A 16,750-nucleotide genomic window follows, 5' to 3' on the forward strand; every position below is an offset into this window, starting at 1 on the left:
TGTGTGCGGTTGCCGGGGGGCGTGTCTTGGCGACAATCGCAGGACGGCGCGGTGTTCGCGCCGGCTTCAAGATCAGAGCGGCCGATTCTATTCGGCCACCCCGCCCGACATGCCCGAGCCCAAGCCCCCAGACGCCGTGAACGCGCCCAGCCGCCCGGCCCGAGCGGGGGCCGAAGGCGCCGGGTCGGCAGACCCTTCCAGCACGTCCAGCAGCAGCCTCTTCGGGCCCACCGGCTTCGGCCCTTACGAGCCCGGCGTGAAAGGGCGGAACGGGGCCGTCTCGGCCTTCGACGTGTGTCACGTGGGGGTGGTGCTGCGCGCGCTGCTCTTCGTGCACTGCACGCTCGCGGTGGCGGTGAGCTTCGGGGCGAGCGATCTGGCGTCGTGGCTCACGCTGCTGGCGGTGGCAGCCAGCATGGCGCTGCCGGCGCTGCTGCTGTGGCTGGTGCTGGCCTGCCTGCTCAAGCAGGTGTTGGCGCGGCTGCCGGCCGTGGCGCAATGGGTGGTGGCCGTGCTGCTAGGGGCCGGCAGCGGGGCCTTCGGCTGGGGCCTGCAGGCCGCGGGCGGCCTGGGCCCGGGCACCACCTTGCTGCCGCCCGCGCTGGCCGGCGCGCTGCTCGCCGCCGCCATGTTCTATTGGCTCACGCTGCGGGCGCGGGCCCGGCTGCCGGCCGATACCACCGCGCGGCTGGCCGAGTTGCAGTCGCGCATCCGGCCGCACTTCCTCTTCAACACGCTCAACACGGCGATCACGCTGGCCCGGCTCGACCCGGCCCGTACCGAAGGGCTGCTCGAAGACTTGGCCGAACTCTTCCGCGTGGCGCTGAGCGACAGCGGCGCTTCGGTCACGCTGGCCGAGGAGGTCTCGCTCGCGCAGCGCTACCTCGCCATCGAGCAGGTGCGTTTCGGCGAGCGCCTGCAGGTGAGCTGGGAGCTCGATGAAGACGCCGGCACCGCCCGCGTGCCGCCGCTCCTGCTGCAGCCGCTGGTCGAAAACGCGGTGCGCCACGGCGTGGAGCCGGCGCCCGATGGCGGCGTGGTGCGCATCCGCACGCGGGTCAAGCGTGCGCATGCGGTGGTGAGCATCGTCAACACCTTGCCGCAGCAGCCTTCGCGCCCGGGCAACGGCATCGCCCTGCGCAACGTGCGCGAGCGCCTGCGCCTCATGCACGACGTGGCTGCGCAGTTCGAGACGCACATCGACAAAGACTTCTTCCGCGTGCAGATCGTCATCCCGCTATGAACACTGAACTCAAGGTCCTGGTGGTCGACGACGAAGAGCTGGCCCGCCTGCGCCTGCGCGGCCTGGTGCAGGACTGCCCCTCGCCCAAGGCGCAGGTGGTGGGCGAGGCGGCCAACGCGAGCCAGGCGCTCGTGTGGCTCGCCGACCGCCCCTGCGACCTGGTGCTGCTCGACATCCACATGCCCGGCCTCGACGGCACGCAGCTCGCCGCGCGCATCAAGCAGCTGCCCCACCCGCCGGCCATCGTGTTCGTGACGGCGCATGCCGAGCATGCGTTGCAGGCCTTCGACCTCGACGCGGTCGACTACCTCACCAAGCCCGTGCGCCGCGAGCGGCTGCACGCCGCCTTGCAGCGGGTGGCGCAGCGCCTCGGCCAGCCCCATGGCGCCGCGCGTGCGCCAGCCGAGGCGGCCGACGAGCCGGTGATCGTCGTGAACGAACTCGGGCGCAAGGTGCGGGTGCCGGTCTCGGAGGTGCTCTACCTCAAGGCCGAGTTGAAGTACGTGACGCTGCGCACCGCCACGCACACCCACGTGCTCGACGACGCGCTCACCGACCTCGAGCAACGCCTGGGCGACCGTTTCCTGCGCATCCACCGCAATGCGCTGGTGGCGCGCAAGGCGCTGCGGGCGCTGGAACGGCGCGTGCTTCCGGCCGAGGGCGAAGACGAGGCGGCCGAAGGCTGGGTGGTGCGGGTGGCGCCGGTCGATGAATGGTTGGTGGTATCGCGCCGCCAGGTGGCGGCGGTCAAGGAAGCGATCGCAGAGGGGGGCTTGTGAACAACAACGAGGATGCACAAGGCGATGAAGGCAGGTTGACGCGGCGCATGCGCTGGGTCGGTGCGGGCCTGGTGGTGCTGGTGCTGGGCGGGCTGGTGTGGCAGGCGGTACAGGCCGGGCTCCAGCCGCCGCCGGAGGCGGAAGAGGTCGCCGTCGAAGACTTGGCCAATGCGAACACGGTGCAGAGGCTGGCCACGCTCGACGAGGCCCAGCTGTCGCAGCAGGGCGTGTCGGCCATGACGGCCGCGCTCGTGGCACCGGCCATGCAGGATCTTGCGGCCGATGAAATCGAGGTCTGCGGCCTGGGCCGCGTGAAGGCCGGTGCCGATGGCCGCCCGCGCGACATGGCGCCCATCGTGGGTGCCGCGCGGCGTGCGCGCGACCAGGTGCTGCCCATGCTTCTGTCCAGCCAGGACGACAACCTGCGCGCCGCCGGCCTGCTGATGGTCGCGCTCGACGAGGGCGCCGTGGCCGACGGCGTGCTCGACGGCGGCGCGGCGCGGGCGCGCGACGAGCTGGCCTCGCTGGCCGCGTTCAAGAGCACGCCGCAGGTCTACGCCTGGGCGATGCGGGCCTGCCAGCAGCAGCGCACCGCAGGGGTGTGCCGCATGCTGTCGGCCGAACAATGGGCGCGGCTGGAGCCGACCAACGCGATGGCCTGGCTGCAGGTGGCCGCCGACGCCTCGCTGCGCCGCGATGAGCCCGCGGTGGCCGAGGCCCTTTATCGCGTGTCGCACGCCACCCGGTCGGACGCGCGCCACGGCGCGCTTGCCGGCACGGTGCTCGCCAAGCTGCCGCCCGAGGCCGACCTGATGTCGCGCGTGAGCCTGGCCGCCGAGCTGACGAAGCTGGAGGCTCGTGCCGAGCTGCCGCTCGTGGCCGCCAGCCAGCACTGTGGCGTGAAGGACATGCGAGACGCCAACCGCCAGCAGCTGTGTTCGGGCGTCGCCGAAGTGCTGGCCCGGCGCGGCGGCACCGCCGCCGAAGTGGCCCTGGCCGCCAGCATCGGCGAACGCGCCGGCTGGCCGGCCGAGCGGGTGGCGGCCTTCGCCGAGGAGCGCGACGCGCTGGCGCAGCTGAGCGCAGCGGCGCAGTCCGATGCATGGAGCTGCAACGCCCTCGCGCAGACCCTCGGCCGCCTCCACGAGACCGCTCGCGTCGGCGAGATGGCCACCTTGCGCGGCGCGCTCAAGCGCTCGCCCGACGGCCCGGCAGTGCTGGCGAAGCGCTACCGCGAGTCGGTGGCCACGCGTGTGGCCTCGGCGGCGAGCGCCGCGTCGGCCACGGCGCAGTAGCCCGGCCCCCCGGGCGTCAGCGACCCTTCGCCATCGCGTCGGCGAGCGTGGCCGCCTCGGCGCCGAAGGCATACGCGTCCATGCCCAGGCAGCCGTAGGTCACCGCCTCGTGCAGGCGCTGCGGCACCGCATCGCGGCCGCCCGCGCCTGCGGCCACGTACCAGGGCAGCAGGTGCTCGTCGGTCGGGTGCATCTCCTTCGCGTGGGGGGCCTGCTCGCGGTAGGCGAAGAGGGCCTCCCAGTCGCGCTCGGCGCTGCGCTCGTGCATCCAGCGGCGGAAGGCCGCGCTGTCGGCGACTTCGGGCGCATCGAGGGCTGGGCGTTGCGCACCGAAGATGAGGCGCAGGTTGTGCGTGATGCTGCCGCTGCCCATCACCAGCACGCCCTGCTGGCGCAGCTCGGCCAGCGCTTCGCCGAGGGCGAACTGCTGGGCCGGCGGCATCGTCGGCACCCAGGCCAGCGGCAGCACGGGGATGTCGGCCTCGGGCCGCATGAAACGCAGCATGGTCCAGATGCCGTGGTCGAGGCCGCCTTCTTCGACGCGGTGCACCGGCCAGCCGGCGTCGGCCAGCCGCGCCTGCACCTGCGTGGCGAGCGCGGGGGCACCGGCTGCGTCGTAGCGCAGCTGGTAGAGCGCGTCGGGGAAGCCGCCGAAGTCGTGCACGGCGCGATGCTGAGCACCGGCGAGCAGCACCGGCTCACGCGCGAGGCTGTGCGCCGAGACCGCGAGGATGGCCTTCGGCCGGCCGAAGGTCGACTCGATGGCCGCTCCGAGCGACTGCAGGAACGGGCCGGTCGAACCGGGCTCCAACGCCAGCATGGGCGAGCCGTGCGAGAGGAAGAGGGCGGGGAGGGTGCGGGTGTCCATGAGGATCATTGAAGCACCCGCTCCCCCCGTGACCGTTCGGCCAATTTGCATGCAGTGTTCGCCTCGCGTCCAGCACCCATTTGCCCACGGCGAGCGGCCGCATCGGGTAAGGTGCCCGCACTTCGTTGGAGATCCGCATGTCCGTGCCGTCCAGGGCTTCTCTGTGGCAACTCGCGTCGCGCCAGCTGGCGCGCGACTTCCGCGCCGGTGAGCTGCGCCTGCTGCTGGTGGCGGTGACGCTCGCCGTGGCGGCGCTCACCGCCGTGGGCTTCTTCGCCGACCGCCTCAACCACGGCCTCGCGCGCGACGCCCGCCAGCTGCTGGGCGGTGACGCCATCGTCGCGAGCGACCAGCCGCTGCCGGCCGTCTTCACCCAGAAGGCGCAGGCCCTCGGCCTCAAGGTGGCGGCCACCGCGGCCTTCCCGAGCATGGGCCGTGCGCCCGACGAGAAGGGCGGCAACTCGCGCCTCGTGTCGGTCAAGAGCGTGAGCGATGCGTACCCGCTGCGCGGGGCGCTGCGCGTGGTGCAGACGCCGGGCGGCGCCGAAGAAGCGGTGACGCACGGCCCGGCGCGCGGCACGGTGTGGGTCGACGCGCCCCTGCTCGACAGCCTGCTGCTCCAGATCGGCGACGACCTCCTGCTGGGCGACGCCACGCTCAAGATCGCGGCGGTGATCGTGGTCGAGCCCGACCGCGGCGCCGGCTTCATGAGCTTTGCGCCGCGGGTGATGCTGCACGAGGCCGACCTCCTGTCGACGGCGCTGGTGCAGCCGGCCAGCCGCGTCACCTACCGCATGGCCGTGGCCGCCACCGGCGCCGACGAGGCGCCACTGCGCGAATACGTGCGCTGGGCCGACGAGCAGGTCAAGGGCCGCACGGTGCGCGGCGTGCGCGTCGAGTCGCTGGAGACCGGCCGCCCCGAGATGCGCCAGACGCTCGACCGCGCCGAGAAGTTCCTCAACCTCGTGGCCCTGCTGGCGGCGTTGCTGGCGGCGGTGGCGGTGGGCATAGCCGCGCGCGACTTCGCCGAGCGCCACCTCGACGACTGCGCCATGCTGCGCGTGCTCGGCCAGGCGCAGCGCACCATCGCGCTGCAGTACCTGATCGAGTTCGCGCTCGTGGGCCTGGCGGCGAGCGTGGCCGGTGTGGCCATCGGGTTTGCGGTGCACCACGTCTTCGTGTGGCTGCTGTCGGGCCTGGTGTCGGCCACGCTGCCGCTGCCCACCGCCTGGCCGGCGGTCTTCGGCGTGGGCGTGGGCTTCACGCTCCTGATGGGCTTCGGGCTCCCGCCGGTGCTGCAGCTCTCCCAGGTGCCGCCGCTGCGGGTGATCCGCCGCGACGTGGGCGCGCTGAAGCCCGCCTCGCTCGCGGTTCTCGGCGCCGGCGCGGCCGGCTTCGTGGCCTTGCTGCTGGCGGTGTCGTCCGACCTGCAGCTGGGCCTGATCGCGGTGGGCGGGTTTGCCGGCGCGGTGGCGGTGTTCGCGCTGCTGTCGTGGGTCGCCGTGCAGGTGCTGCGCCGCGCCGTGCCGGAGTCGCGCGCCCCGCGCTGGCTGGTGCTGGCCACGCGGCAGATCGCGGCACGGCCGGCGTTTGCGGTGCTGCAGGTGTCGGCGCTCAGCGTGGGCCTGCTCGCGCTCGTGCTGCTGGTGCTCTTGCGCACCGACCTCATCTCCAGCTGGCGGCAGGCCACGCCGCCTGATGCACCCAACCGTTTCGTCATCAACATCCAGCCCGAGCAGGGCGACGAGTTCCAGGCCAAGCTGCGCGCGGGCGGCGTGGCCAAGTTCGACTGGTACCCGATGATCCGCGGCCGTCTGGTGGCGATCAACGGCACCCCCGCCAAGCTCGACGACTACGACGACGAGCGCGCCAAGCGCCTGCTCGACCGCGAGTTCAACCTCAGCCACAGCGCCAAAGCGCCCATGCACAACGGCGTGACGGCCGGCCGCTGGGTCAGCGAAGAGAAGGGGGGCCTGAGCGTGGAGCAGGGCCTGGCCGAGACGCTGCGCCTGAAGCTCGGCGACACGCTGCGCTTCGACGTGGCGGGCCAGATGGTCGAGGGCCGCATCACCAGCCTGCGCAAGGTCGACTGGGGCTCGATGCGGGCCAACTTCTTCGTGATGTTCCCGACCGATCGCATGGTCGACGTGCCGGCGACCTACATCGCCGCGTTCCGCGCGCCGGCCACGGCGGGCTTCGACAACGCGTTGAGCCGCGACTTCCCCAACATCACCAACGTCGACGTGTCGGCCTCGATCGGGCAGATCCAGGCGGTGCTGGATCAGGTGGTGAGGGCGGTGGAGTTCTTGTTCACCTTCACCTTGGCGGCGGGGTTGGTGGTGCTGTTTGCGGCTGTCACCGCGACGCGTGAGGCGCGGGCACGGGAGTTCGCGGTGATGCGCGCGCTCGGGGCGAGCGGCAAGCTGCTGGCGCAGGTGCAGCGGGCCGAACTGCTCGGCGTGGGCGCGCTCGCGGGCGTGCTCGCGTCCGTCGCGGCGATGGCCGTGGGCTGGGCGCTGGCGAAGTACGCGTTCCAGTTCACGTGGAGCGCGTCGCCGTGGGTTCCCTTGGTGGGCGGCGCGGCGGGGGCGGTGCTGGCGCTGGGGGCGGGATGGTGGGGGTTGAGGGAGGTGCTGCGCAGGCCCGTGGTGGAGACCTTGCGGCGGGCTGCTGCTGAATAGCGCTGCGTGGTGGGTTGCCGGGATTTCACCCCGGCAGACCGCCACGCAGTGCAAAGATCAGCGCGCCACCCTGAACACTGACATCGCATCCGCCAACCGATGCGCCTGCTCCCGCAGCGACTCCGCCGCCGCGGCCGATTCCTCGACGAGCGCTGCGTTCTGCTGCGTCATCTGATCGAGCTGCGTCACTGCCACGTTCACCTGGCCGATGCCATCGCTCTGCTCAGACGCGGCCGTGCTGATCTCGCCAATGATGTCGGTCACGCGTTGCACCGAGTTCACGATCTCCGTCATCGTGGCGCCGGCGTCGGCCACGAGCCGTGAGCCCGCTTCCACCTTGTCGACGGAGTTCCCGATCAGGCCCTTGATCTCGCGCGCCGCTTCGGCGCTGCGCTGGGCCAGCGAGCGCACCTCGCCGGCCACCACCGCAAAGCCGCGGCCCTGCTCGCCAGCACGCGCCGCTTCGACCGCCGCGTTCAGCGCGAGGATGTTGGTCTGGAACGCGATGCCATCGATCACGCCGATGATGTCGCTGATCTTCTTGGAGCTCGCATTGATCTCGTCCATGGTCGACACGACCTGCGAGACCACGCTGCCGCCGCGCTGCGCCACCTCGGCGGCCGATGCCGCCAGTTGATTCGCCTGGCGTGCCGAGTCGGCGCTGTGCTTCACCGTGGCGGTGAGTTCTTCCATCGAGCTGGCGGTCTGCTGCAGGTTGCTCGCGGCCTGCTCGGTGCGTGAGGAAAGGTCGCTGTTGCCCGAGGCGATCTCCGCCGAGGCGGTGCTGATGCTGTCGGTGGCGTGGCGCACCTGGCCGATCACGCCGCTCAGCGAGACCTGCATGGTGTTGAGCGCACGCAGCAGGTCGCCCATTTCGTCGCGGCGCTCAGAGTTCACCGTGTGCGAGAGGTCGTTGGCGGCGATGGCGGTGGCGGCGCGCACGGCCTCGTGCACCGGCAGCACCACCGAGCGGGTGATGACGAAGGCCATCCCGGCGCCGACCGCGAGGCTGGCCAATGCCAGCGCGATCAGCACACCCTTGGCCATGGCCAGCGTGCTGCGCAGGGCCGCCTCTTCGGCGTCGGTGGCGTCGCGTTCGGTCTTCTGAAGTGCGCTCATCGCGGCCAGGTAGGCATCGGCAGCGGGCAGCAGCTTCTCCTTCAGCAGGGCTTCCACGGCAAACGGATCGGCCGCCTTCACGTGCGCCTGCATCTGGTTGCGCAGCTCGATGTAGGTGTCGCGACGTGTGGCGATGTCCTGCATCAGCTGGCGCGAGATCTCGCTCGTCATCCGCTTGTCGAGCGTCTCCTTGAGGGCGCTGATCTCTTGCGTGGTCGCCTTGATCTGCGGCTCGAAGTAGGCCTCGACATCGGGCTGGCCCGAGGCCTTGGCGATGGCGATGGTGCGCGCGAGGTTGAGCTGCGTCTTGCTGCGCCACTCGGTGACGAGGCTGGCGCGCTGGCTGCTGGCAGACAGGTCGCCCATCGCGTGCGAGGTGCGCTCCATCTGCACATAGGCCACGCCGGTCATCACCAGCAGCAGGGCGAGTACGGCACCGAAACCCAGGCCGAGCCGGGTGCGCATCTTCAGATTGTTCAGGCCGGTCATAGTTGCTCTTGTGGGTCTGTGTTGAGGGAGCTGGTGGTGCGCGCCGTCAGGCGCGCGCCACCCGGAAGACCGAGACCACCTCGGCCAGCTTGTGGGCCTGCTCGCGCAGAGATTCGGCGGCAGCGGCCGACTCTTCCACCAGCGCGGCGTTCTGCTGCGTCATCTGGTCGAGTTGCGTCACGGCCACGTTGATCTGGCCGATGCCATCGCTCTGCTCGCTCGAAGCGGCGGTGATCTCGCCGATGATGTCGGTCACGCGCTGCACCGAACCCACGATCTCGCTCATCGTGGCGCCGGCATCGGCGACCAGGCGCGAGCCGGCCTCGACCTTGTCGACCGAGCTTCCGATCAGGCCCTTGATCTCGCGCGCGGCTTCGGCGCTGCGCTGGGCCAGCGAGCGCACCTCACCGGCCACCACCGCGAAGCCGCGGCCCTGCTCGCCGGCACGCGCGGCTTCCACTGCCGCGTTGAGCGCGAGGATGTTGGTCTGGAAGGCGATGCCGTCGATCACGCCGATGATGTCGCTGATCTTCTTGGAGCTCGCGTTGATCTCGTCCATGGTCGACACGACCTGGGCAACCACACTGCCGCCGCGCTGCGCCACTTCGGCGGCCGACGAGGCGAGCTGGTTGGCCTGGCGGGCGGAGTCGGCGCTCTGGCGCACGGTGCCGGTGAGTTGCTCCATCGAGCTGGCGGCCTGCTGCAGGTTGCTGGCGGTCTGCTCGGTGCGCGACGAGAGGTCGGTGTTGCCTGTTGCGATCTCGGCCGAGGCGGTGCTGATGCTGTCGGTCGACGCACGCACGTTGCCCACCACGCGGCCCAGCGATTCGTTCATGTGCTGCAGGGCGCGCATCAGCGAGCCGAACTCGTCGCGGCGATTGGTCGAGATGCTTTGCGTGAGGTCGCCTTCGGCAATGGCGCCGGCCACGCGGATGGATTCGTTCAGCGGCTGGCGAATGCTGTGCACGAGCGTGGCGGCCACGAGCATGCCGAGCCCGATCACCAGGCCCGAACCGACGAATGCGGCGATCAGGATGCGCTGGCGGGCCTGGGCGGCTTCGGCGACGGCCTGCTCGCCCTTCTGGCGCTGCAGCTCGACGAAGGCGTCGATGGCGCCGAGGTAGCCGGCGGCGGTCTGTGCGTACTCGCCCTTGACGTGGGCCGTCACGGCGGTGCGGTCGCCGGCGGTCACGAGTTCGGTGGCCTTCTTGCTGGCGGCCACGAGCACTGCGCCCTTTTCGGCCACGGTCTTCATGGCGGCCTTGTCGGCCTCGGTGGTCGCGAGCTTGCCGATCTCGGCGCGCAGCGCGGCGATCTTCTTCGTGTCGTTGGCGAGGTTCTCCTTGAAGAGCTCGCCCACCGCGGGGTCGCTGCTGATGGCGTTGGCCATGCCACGGGTGACGGCGGTGTCGGTCAGACCCTTCCAGAGGGCCGAGCGTTCGATCAGGTCATGCGTGAGGGCGACCTGGCGGCCCGATTCGGCCTGCACGCTGGAAGCGGCGTAGGCGGCCAGCAGGGCGATGGAGAACATGGCTGCGAGCAGCAGCAGGATGGCGCCCCACAGCTTGCGGGAGACCGAAACGTTGTTGAGTGTCATGGTTCTTGTAGACGCGAGTGCAAAAAAACGTTCGTCAGAAACAGCTCGGGCGGTGAAGTGATCACCGCCCGAGGCGCAGAGAAGGCTCGGGCGCCTCAGTGCGATTCGTCCATCAGGCCCATGTCGGGGCTGGCCATCAGCGACTCGATGTCCATCATGATCAGCATGCGGTCGTTGACGCTGCTGATGCCGGTGATGAAGCTGGTGTCGACGGCCGAGGCCATCTCGGGCGCCGGCTTGATCGACTCGGCCGAGAGTTCGAGCACGTCGGAGACCGAGTCGACGACGGCGCCGACCACGCGGCCCTTGACGTTGAGCACGATCACCACGGTGAAGCTGTTGTACTCGGCGGTGTCGCAACCGAGCTTCAGGCGCAGGTCGACGATCGGCACGATCACGCCACGCAGGTTGACCACGCCCTTCACGAACTGCGGAGCGTTCGCGATGCGGGTGGGCACTTCGTAGGAGCGGATCTCCTGCACCTTCAGGATGTCGATGCCGTATTCCTCGGCGCCGAGGCGGAAGGTCAGGTACTCGCTGCCCGACTGGGCCGCCAGCGCGGCACGTGCCGCTTCGTGACGGGCGACGTGGGCTGCTTCGTGAATCATGTCCATGGGGTGTCCTCGTGAAATGGAAGCCGGGTGGAGGCTGTTCTGCTATGACTATCGGCTTGCCAGGTTGAAACTGAAGGTTCGATGTGTGTGGAATGCGCCCGCCTTTTCCGGCGGTGTGCGCGTCAGAAGGTTTCCCAGTCGTCGTCGGGCGCCGCGTTGGCGGTCGCGGGGGCCGGGGCTGCCGGCGTCTTGGCGGGAACGGCTGCCGCAACCGGCTCGGGCTTTGGCTTCGCTTCCGGCTTGGGAGCCACGGGCGCCGGCGCCGGCTTGGCGACGGCGGCCGGCTGCGGGGTGGCCTTGGCAGCCGGGGCCGGCTTGTGCACCGGCGCCGGAGCTGCCGACACCTTCGCCACCTGGGCCGACGCGCCTTCGAGCTTGAACGAGCCGACCACCTGCGCCAGGCGGATCGCCTGCTCCTTCAGAGCCTCGGCCGCGGCGGCCGATTCCTCGACGAGCGCGGCGTTCTGCTGCGTCATCTGGTCGAGCTGCAGCACCGCGTCGTTGACCTGGCTGATGCCCTGGCTCTGCTCGCTGGCAGCGGCGGTGATCTCGCCGATGATGTCGCTCACGCGCTGCACCGAGCCCACGATCTCGCCCATGGTGGCGCCGGCATCGGCGACCAGGCGCGAGCCGGTCTCCACCTTCTCGACGCTTGCGCCGATCAGGGTCTTGATCTCTTTGGCGGCCTGCGCCGAGCGGCCGGCCAGCGAGCGCACTTCGCTCGCCACCACCGCGAAGCCGCGGCCCTGCTCGCCGGCACGCGCCGCTTCCACCGCGGCGTTGAGCGCGAGGATGTTGGTCTGGAAGGCGATGCCGTCGATCACGCCGATGATGTCGGCGATCTTCTTCGAGCTGGCGTTGATCTCGTCCATGGTCGAGACGACCTGCGAGACCACGCTGCCGCCGCGCTGCGCCACCTCGGCGGCCGACGAGGCGAGCTGGTTGGCTTGGGCAGCCGAGTCGGCGCTTTGCTTCACCGTGCCGGTGAGCTGCTCCATGGAGCTGGCGGCCTTCTGAAGGTTGCTGGCGGTCTGCTCGGTGCGGACCGACAAGTCCTGGTTGCCCGAGGCGATCTCGGTGCTGGCGTTCTGGATCTGGGCCGACGAGGCCATCACCGTCTGCAGCGAGCTGCTGAGCTGGTGCGTCATCGCGCCGAGCGAGCGCATCAGGTCGCCCACTTCGTCGTTGCGATCGGTGCTGACGTTGGTGCACAGGTTGCCCTCGGCCACGGCGGTGGCCACGCCCACGGCGCGGCGCAGGTCGCGCACCACGCGGCGCTGCATCCACCAGGCGGCGCCCACGGCGCCCAGGCAGGCCAGACCGGCCAGCAGGCCCAGCAGCACGCTGTTGCGCGTGGCGGCGGCGGCGGCGGCGTCCATCTCGGCGCTGCTCGAGGATTCCATCTTCGCCACGAGCGCCCCCATGGCGGCCGTCATCGCGGCAAAGCTGGCATCGGCGTTCTGCATCGCGGCGATGCCGGTGTTGGGGTCGACGGTGGCGAGGTCGATGGCCGAGTCGGCGAGCTTGCCGTACTTGTCGATCTGCTGCGACAAGGCGGTCACGTCGTCCTTGAGGGCGGCGTCGGTGTCGCCTTCGGCCACGGCCGCGAGCGTGCGCTTCATGCCGCCGAGCTGGTTGCCCAGGCCCGTGCGGAAGGACTTGACCTTCGCATCGTCGAGCGAGCTCATCAGCGCCACGGTCTTGTAGACACTCGCGTGCGACTGGGCGAGCTGGTCCTGCACGCTCGTCACGGTGCGGAAGTTCTCCATGTCGCTCTTGAACGACGCCTGGCTCCGGGCGGCCGAGCGGCTTTGCAGCACGGTGCTCACCGCCCCCACCGACAGCACCACGGCCACCGTCAACAGCGGCGCGGCCAGCAGCTTCTTACCGAGATTCATGTGCAGTCCCGCAGCAGGCTTGCGCCGGTTTTATTTGTAGATGCCGCCGCAGACCACGGCGTCGTTGAGCTTCTCGCAGTACATGCTCTTGGGCTCGATCTTCTTGGTGACCGGGTTGGTGAACTTGTAGTCCTGCCAGAAGGTGCCCTTGGCTTGTGCCAGTTCCACGCGCTCCTTGACGAAGGCCTTGCCGTCCACGTCTTTCAGGTCGATCAGGTTCTTGCCGATCATCTTTTCGTTGGCACCGTGTGCATGCACCGTGCCGTCGAGGCCGTAGACCACGAGGTAGAGGTCGCGGTCGGTGAACTGGCCAGCCTTGTTGCTGATCTCGGTGTAACCCTTGTCCTTGCCATTGGCCTTGATGAAGGCCACGCCCTTCTTGACCATGGCCGTGGCTTCGGCCGCGGTGGCGTTGCCTTCCTTGGCGAAGGCGAAGGGTGCGAAGGCGAGGGTGGACAAGACGACGATGGCAGTGAGGTGTGCGCGCATGGAAGCTCCTGGTGACGCTTGACGGCAGGAATGCCGAGATTCACGGGGAATATCGGCAGGCCGAGGGCTGCTTGTAGGCATTCTGTGGGGGCGGGGGTGTGTTCAATTCGTGCAATAGCCGGCCCCTCGGGGTGCTTTTTTGCAGCCCCGAATGACAACGGCCCGTGAGGTCGTCACGGGCCGTGTGAGTGGAGGCGCGAGGCGCGTCAGAAGGTTTCCCAATCGTCGTCGGCGGCGACCTTGGCGGTGGCGGCCACAGGCGCGGGGGCCAACTGGGCAGGCGCGGCCACGGGGGCCGGGCGCGGCGCTGGCGCGGGAGCGGCGGCCACGGGCTTGGCCACCACGGCCGGCTTCGGTTCGGCCTTCACGTCCACCGGCTTGGGCGCGGCGGGCTTGGGCGCAGCCGGCTTGGCGGCCACCACCGGCTTGTGGACGACCGGCGCCAGCACCGGCGCTGCGGCGCGGGCGCTGTCGTTCGTGTTCAGCTTGAAGACCGCGACGGCCTCCACCAGCTTGCGCGCCTGGCCCTTCAGGCTCTCGGCGGCGGCAGCGCTTTCTTCCACCAGCGCGGCGTTCTGCTGCGTGGCCTGGTCCATCTGCGACACGGCCTCGCCGACCTGCGCCACGCCGGCCGATTGCTCAGTGCTGGCGGCGCTGATCTCGCCCATGATGTCGGTCACCCGCTTGATCGAGGCCACCACTTCCTGCATGGTGCTGCCGGCCTGGTCGACGAGGGCGGTGCCTTGCTCCACACGCTCCACGCTGGTGGAGATGAGGCTCTTGATCTCCTTGGCCGCTTCGGCGCTGCGCTGGGCCAGCGAGCGCACCTCGCTCGCCACCACCGCGAAGCCGCGGCCTTGTTCGCCGGCACGTGCGGCTTCCACCGCGGCATTGAGCGCGAGGATGTTGGTCTGGAAGGCGATGCCGTCGATGGTGCCGATGATGTCGGCGATGCGGCGCGAGGAATCGTTGATGCCCTTCATCGTCTCGACCACCCGGTCGACCACTTCGCCGCCGGAGACTGCCACGGTCGAGGCGCTCATCGCCAGCTGGTTGGCCTGGCGCGCGTTGTCGGCGTTCTGGCGCACGGTGCTGCCCAGTTCTTCCATCGAGGCAGCGGTCTCTTCGAGGGCGCTCGCCTGCTGCTCGGTGCGGCTCGACAGGTCGTGGTTGCCGGAGGAGATCTCGGCGCTGGCGGTGGCCACGCCTTCGGCGTTCTGGCGCACGCCTGTCACGATCTGGCGCAGGTTGACCTGCATCTTCGACAGTGCCTTGAACAGGTGGCCGATCTCGTCGCCCCGGTCGGTGCTGATCGTCTGGCTCAGGTCACCATCGGCAATGCGGTCTGCACTGCCGACGGCTTGCGAGGCGGCGACGACGATGTCGCGTGAGACCAGCCATCCAATGCCGAGCCCCAGCACGACCATGGCACACAGGCCCACGATCATGAACACGCGAGCCCGGGCGTAGGCGGCCTCTGCCTGCTTGGCGGAGTTGTCGCTGCCGCGAGCATTCAGCTCGACCAGTTTCTCGAGCGTGGCGTTGGCCGCAGCAAAGCTTTTCGCACCCTCACCGTTCAGGATCACCTTGGCTTCGACGGCCTTCAGTTCGCGCATCCGCTCGACCATGGTCGCGTTCATCCCGATGTAGGTCTTCAGCTCGGCATCGGCCGACTCGAAGAGCGCCTTCTCTTCAGGAGAACTCACGAGCTTGCTGTAGTCAGCCAAGTGCGAACCCAGCTGCTTCTGGATGGCGGCGAGCTTGGCTTCCACTGCGGGCACCTTGCTCGCGTCCTCGATCATGATGAGCTGCATGCGCTGCACGCGGAGCTGGGCAAGATCGTCCTTGATGGCATCGACCGTCCGCACGCTTGGCAGCCAATTGCTCGCCAGGTCGCCGGACGCATCGTTGACCAGGCGCAGCTGCCCCATCGACAGGAGGCTTTGCGCGAGCGCGATCACCAGGACGAGGGCAAATCCGCCCATCAGCTTGGTACGGATGCTGAGGTTCTTGATGTTCATGGGGCCCTGGTCTGGTAGGAGGTGAAACGGAAGGGAAGGGGGTCAGGCCGCGGTGCCGAGCTTGAAGGTGGCCACCACCTGGCTCAGGCTGCCCGCCTGGCGCTTCAGGCTTTCGGCCGCGGCGGCGCTTTGCTCCACGAGCGCGGCGTTCTGCTGCGTCATCTGGTCGAGGTGGGTGACGGCGTTGCTCACCTGGCCGATGCCACTGGTCTGCTCGGTGGTCGCCGAGCTGATCTCGCCGATCAGGTCGGACACGCGCTTGACCTGCGAGACGATGTCGTTCATGGTCGCGCCGGCTTCGCCGACGAGGCGTGAGCCGGCCTCGACGCGGTCGACGCTCGCGCCGATCAGTGCCTTGATCTCGCGGGCCGCTTCGGCGCTGCGCTGGGCCAGCGAGCGCACCTCGCCGGCCACCACCGCGAAGCCGCGGCCCTGCTCGCCGGCACGCGCGGCTTCCACCGCGGCGTTGAGCGCGAGGATGTTGGTCTGGAAGGCGATGCCGTCGATCACGCCGATGATGTCGGCGATCTTGCGCGAGCTGTCGGTGATCTCCTGCATGGTCGAGACCACCTGGCCCACGACCTCGCCGCCCTTCACCGCGGCCGAGCTGGCCGAGGTGGCGAGCTGGTTGGCCTGGCTGGCGGTGTCGGCGTTGTTGCGCACGGTGGCGTTCATCTCTTCCATCGAGGCGGCCGTCTGCTGCAGGTTGGACGCCTGCTGCTCGGTGCGCTGCGAAAGATCGGCGTTGCCGGTTGCGATCTGCGCCGAGCCGGTGGCGATGGAGTCGGAGGCGCTGCGCACCTGGCTCACCACCTGGGCGAGGTTGACCTGCATCTCGTGCAGCGAGGCCATCACGCTGCCGGCCGGTGCGGCCTGGGCGGCGCGCGACGGCGCGAGGTCGCCCACGGCCACGCGGCGGGCCACGTCGCCGAGTTCAGCCGGTTCGGCCCCCAGCGCGCGGCGCAGGTTTCGGGTGATGAGGAACGCCATGCCGATGGCCAGCGCCACGGCGAGGCCGCAGGCCACCAGCAGCGAGTTGCGGTTGAAGGCGTAGTTGGCCTGCATCTCGGTCACTTCGCTTTCACCGAGCTTGCGCAGGTAGTCGCTGTAGGCGCCGATGGTCTTCGACAGCTCGGCCAGCAGCGGGCGGCAGTCGTTGTTCATCATCGCGATGGACTCGTCGCGCTTGCTGTCGAGCGCGAGTTGCACGATCTGCTCGGAGACCTTGGCGTAGCGCGCCTCGATCGCTTCGATCTGCGCGACCTGCTTGCGCTCCTCTTCGGCCACATTGGGGTCGGCCACCATGCCCTTGAGCTTCTGGATGCGCTTGCCCACGTTGGCATGCGCTTCGAGCACGGCCTTCTTCTCGGCCTCGTGAATGGCGGGGCCGGACGAGAGCACGAGGTTGCGCGAGGCGATGGTGCGCTCGAACATCGCGCGGCGCACCGAGGCGGCCACCGAGATGCGGGCGCCGGTGTCGCCCACGTAGCGGCCGAAGTTGTCGTTGGCCTTGCTCAGGGCATGCAGGGCGAGGCCCGACACGAGCAGCACGATGGCCACGAGCGCCCCGAAGGCGGCCATCAGGCGAGAGGAGATCGTCAACTTGCTGGTATTCATTTTGGATTCCCTGTGGTGACGTTGATCTTCTTGGTGGGGG

At 69.7% G+C, this 16,750-nt stretch carries 12 protein-coding genes; 4 read left to right on the forward strand and 8 right to left on the reverse strand.

Annotation, left to right across the window (positions count from 1 at the left end):
- Positions 1-109 precede the first annotated feature (109 nt).
- The 3 genes from RXV79_RS06885 to RXV79_RS06895 are packed head-to-tail and all read left to right on the forward strand — an operon-like array spanning position 110 to position 3,317.
- Entirely contained in the window at positions 110-1,243 is a 1,134-nt protein-coding gene (locus RXV79_RS06885) for a sensor histidine kinase (protein ID WP_316702660.1), read from the forward strand.
- Positions 1,240-2,022: a LytR/AlgR family response regulator transcription factor gene (locus RXV79_RS06890; RefSeq protein ID WP_316702661.1), complete on the forward strand. Its 783-nt coding sequence runs from the start codon at positions 1,240-1,242 to the stop codon at positions 2,020-2,022. Before RXV79_RS06885 ends, RXV79_RS06890 begins: the two co-directional genes overlap by 4 nt.
- Positions 2,019-3,317, forward strand: coding sequence for a hypothetical protein (locus RXV79_RS06895; RefSeq protein WP_316702662.1), 1,299 nt, complete (start codon positions 2,019-2,021; stop codon positions 3,315-3,317). The genes RXV79_RS06890 and RXV79_RS06895 overlap by 4 nt, the downstream gene beginning before the upstream one ends.
- Before the next feature lie 16 nt (positions 3,318-3,333).
- Here the strand turns inward: RXV79_RS06895 and RXV79_RS06900 are convergent, their stop codons facing one another.
- Entirely contained in the window at positions 3,334-4,185 is an 852-nt protein-coding gene (locus tag RXV79_RS06900; RefSeq protein WP_316702663.1) for a dioxygenase family protein, read from the reverse strand.
- 137 nt (positions 4,186-4,322) lie between these two features.
- Between RXV79_RS06900 and RXV79_RS06905 the strand changes: the two genes are divergently transcribed.
- The gene (locus RXV79_RS06905; protein ID WP_316702664.1) at positions 4,323-6,866 is read left to right on the forward strand and encodes an ABC transporter permease; all 2,544 of its coding nucleotides are present in this window, start codon (positions 4,323-4,325) and stop codon (positions 6,864-6,866) included.
- A 57-nt stretch (positions 6,867-6,923) separates the two neighbouring features.
- Here RXV79_RS06905 and RXV79_RS06910 read toward each other — a convergent pair whose 3' ends face one another.
- The 7 genes from RXV79_RS06910 to RXV79_RS06940 form a co-directional block, all read right to left on the reverse strand.
- The gene (locus RXV79_RS06910) at positions 6,924-8,450 is read right to left on the reverse strand and encodes a methyl-accepting chemotaxis protein (protein WP_413816668.1); all 1,527 of its coding nucleotides are present in this window, start codon (positions 8,448-8,450) and stop codon (positions 6,924-6,926) included.
- A 70-nt stretch (positions 8,451-8,520) separates the two neighbouring features.
- Positions 8,521-10,071 carry a methyl-accepting chemotaxis protein gene (locus RXV79_RS06915; RefSeq protein ID WP_316702666.1) on the reverse strand — a complete coding sequence of 517 codons (1,551 nt, stop codon included), beginning with the start codon at positions 10,069-10,071 and terminating at the stop codon, positions 8,521-8,523.
- Between the two features lie 95 nt (positions 10,072-10,166).
- Positions 10,167-10,685 (reverse strand): chemotaxis protein CheW, encoded by a 519-nt coding sequence (locus tag RXV79_RS06920; protein WP_201805371.1) that lies wholly within the window; start codon positions 10,683-10,685, stop codon positions 10,167-10,169.
- A 122-nt stretch (positions 10,686-10,807) separates the two neighbouring features.
- Positions 10,808-12,583, reverse strand: a complete 1,776-nt coding sequence (locus tag RXV79_RS06925; protein ID WP_316702667.1) for a methyl-accepting chemotaxis protein — start codon at positions 12,581-12,583, stop codon at positions 10,808-10,810.
- 30 nt (positions 12,584-12,613) lie between these two features.
- A complete protein-coding gene (locus RXV79_RS06930) occupies positions 12,614-13,072 on the reverse strand; it encodes a cache domain-containing protein (RefSeq protein WP_316702668.1) in 459 nt (152 codons plus the stop codon).
- A 206-nt stretch (positions 13,073-13,278) separates the two neighbouring features.
- On the reverse strand, positions 13,279-15,093 hold the full coding sequence (locus tag RXV79_RS06935; protein ID WP_316702669.1) for a methyl-accepting chemotaxis protein: 1,815 nt from the start codon (positions 15,091-15,093) through the stop codon (positions 13,279-13,281).
- Between the two features lie 42 nt (positions 15,094-15,135).
- On the reverse strand, positions 15,136-16,710 hold the full coding sequence (locus RXV79_RS06940; protein ID WP_316702671.1) for a methyl-accepting chemotaxis protein: 1,575 nt from the start codon (positions 16,708-16,710) through the stop codon (positions 15,136-15,138).
- Positions 16,711-16,750 lie beyond the last annotated feature (40 nt).

The sequence above is a fragment of the Piscinibacter gummiphilus genome, from assembly GCF_032681285.1.
GTDB lineage: Bacteria > Pseudomonadota > Gammaproteobacteria > Burkholderiales > Burkholderiaceae_C > Rhizobacter > Rhizobacter gummiphilus_A.

Excerpts from the sequence above, each read along its gene's own strand:
- RXV79_RS06885 (WP_316702660.1), top strand. The coding sequence starts at position 110 with ATGCCCGAGCCCAAGCCCCCAGACGCCGTGAACGCGCCCAGCCGCCCG.
- RXV79_RS06890 (WP_316702661.1), top strand. The coding sequence starts at position 1,240 with ATGAACACTGAACTCAAGGTCCTGGTGGTCGACGACGAAGAGCTGGCC.
- RXV79_RS06900 (WP_316702663.1), bottom strand. The coding sequence starts at position 4,185 with ATGGACACCCGCACCCTCCCCGCCCTCTTCCTCTCGCACGGCTCGCCC.
- RXV79_RS06905 (WP_316702664.1), top strand. The coding sequence starts at position 4,323 with ATGTCCGTGCCGTCCAGGGCTTCTCTGTGGCAACTCGCGTCGCGCCAG.
- RXV79_RS06910 (WP_413816668.1), bottom strand. The coding sequence starts at position 8,450 with ATGCGCACCCGGCTCGGCCTGGGTTTCGGTGCCGTACTCGCCCTGCTG.
- RXV79_RS06915 (WP_316702666.1), bottom strand. The coding sequence starts at position 10,071 with ATGACACTCAACAACGTTTCGGTCTCCCGCAAGCTGTGGGGCGCCATC.
- RXV79_RS06920 (WP_201805371.1), bottom strand. The coding sequence starts at position 10,685 with ATGGACATGATTCACGAAGCAGCCCACGTCGCCCGTCACGAAGCGGCA.
- RXV79_RS06925 (WP_316702667.1), bottom strand. The coding sequence starts at position 12,583 with ATGAATCTCGGTAAGAAGCTGCTGGCCGCGCCGCTGTTGACGGTGGCC.
- RXV79_RS06930 (WP_316702668.1), bottom strand. The coding sequence starts at position 13,072 with ATGCGCGCACACCTCACTGCCATCGTCGTCTTGTCCACCCTCGCCTTC.
- RXV79_RS06935 (WP_316702669.1), bottom strand. The coding sequence starts at position 15,093 with ATGAACATCAAGAACCTCAGCATCCGTACCAAGCTGATGGGCGGATTT.
- RXV79_RS06940 (WP_316702671.1), bottom strand. The coding sequence starts at position 16,710 with ATGAATACCAGCAAGTTGACGATCTCCTCTCGCCTGATGGCCGCCTTC.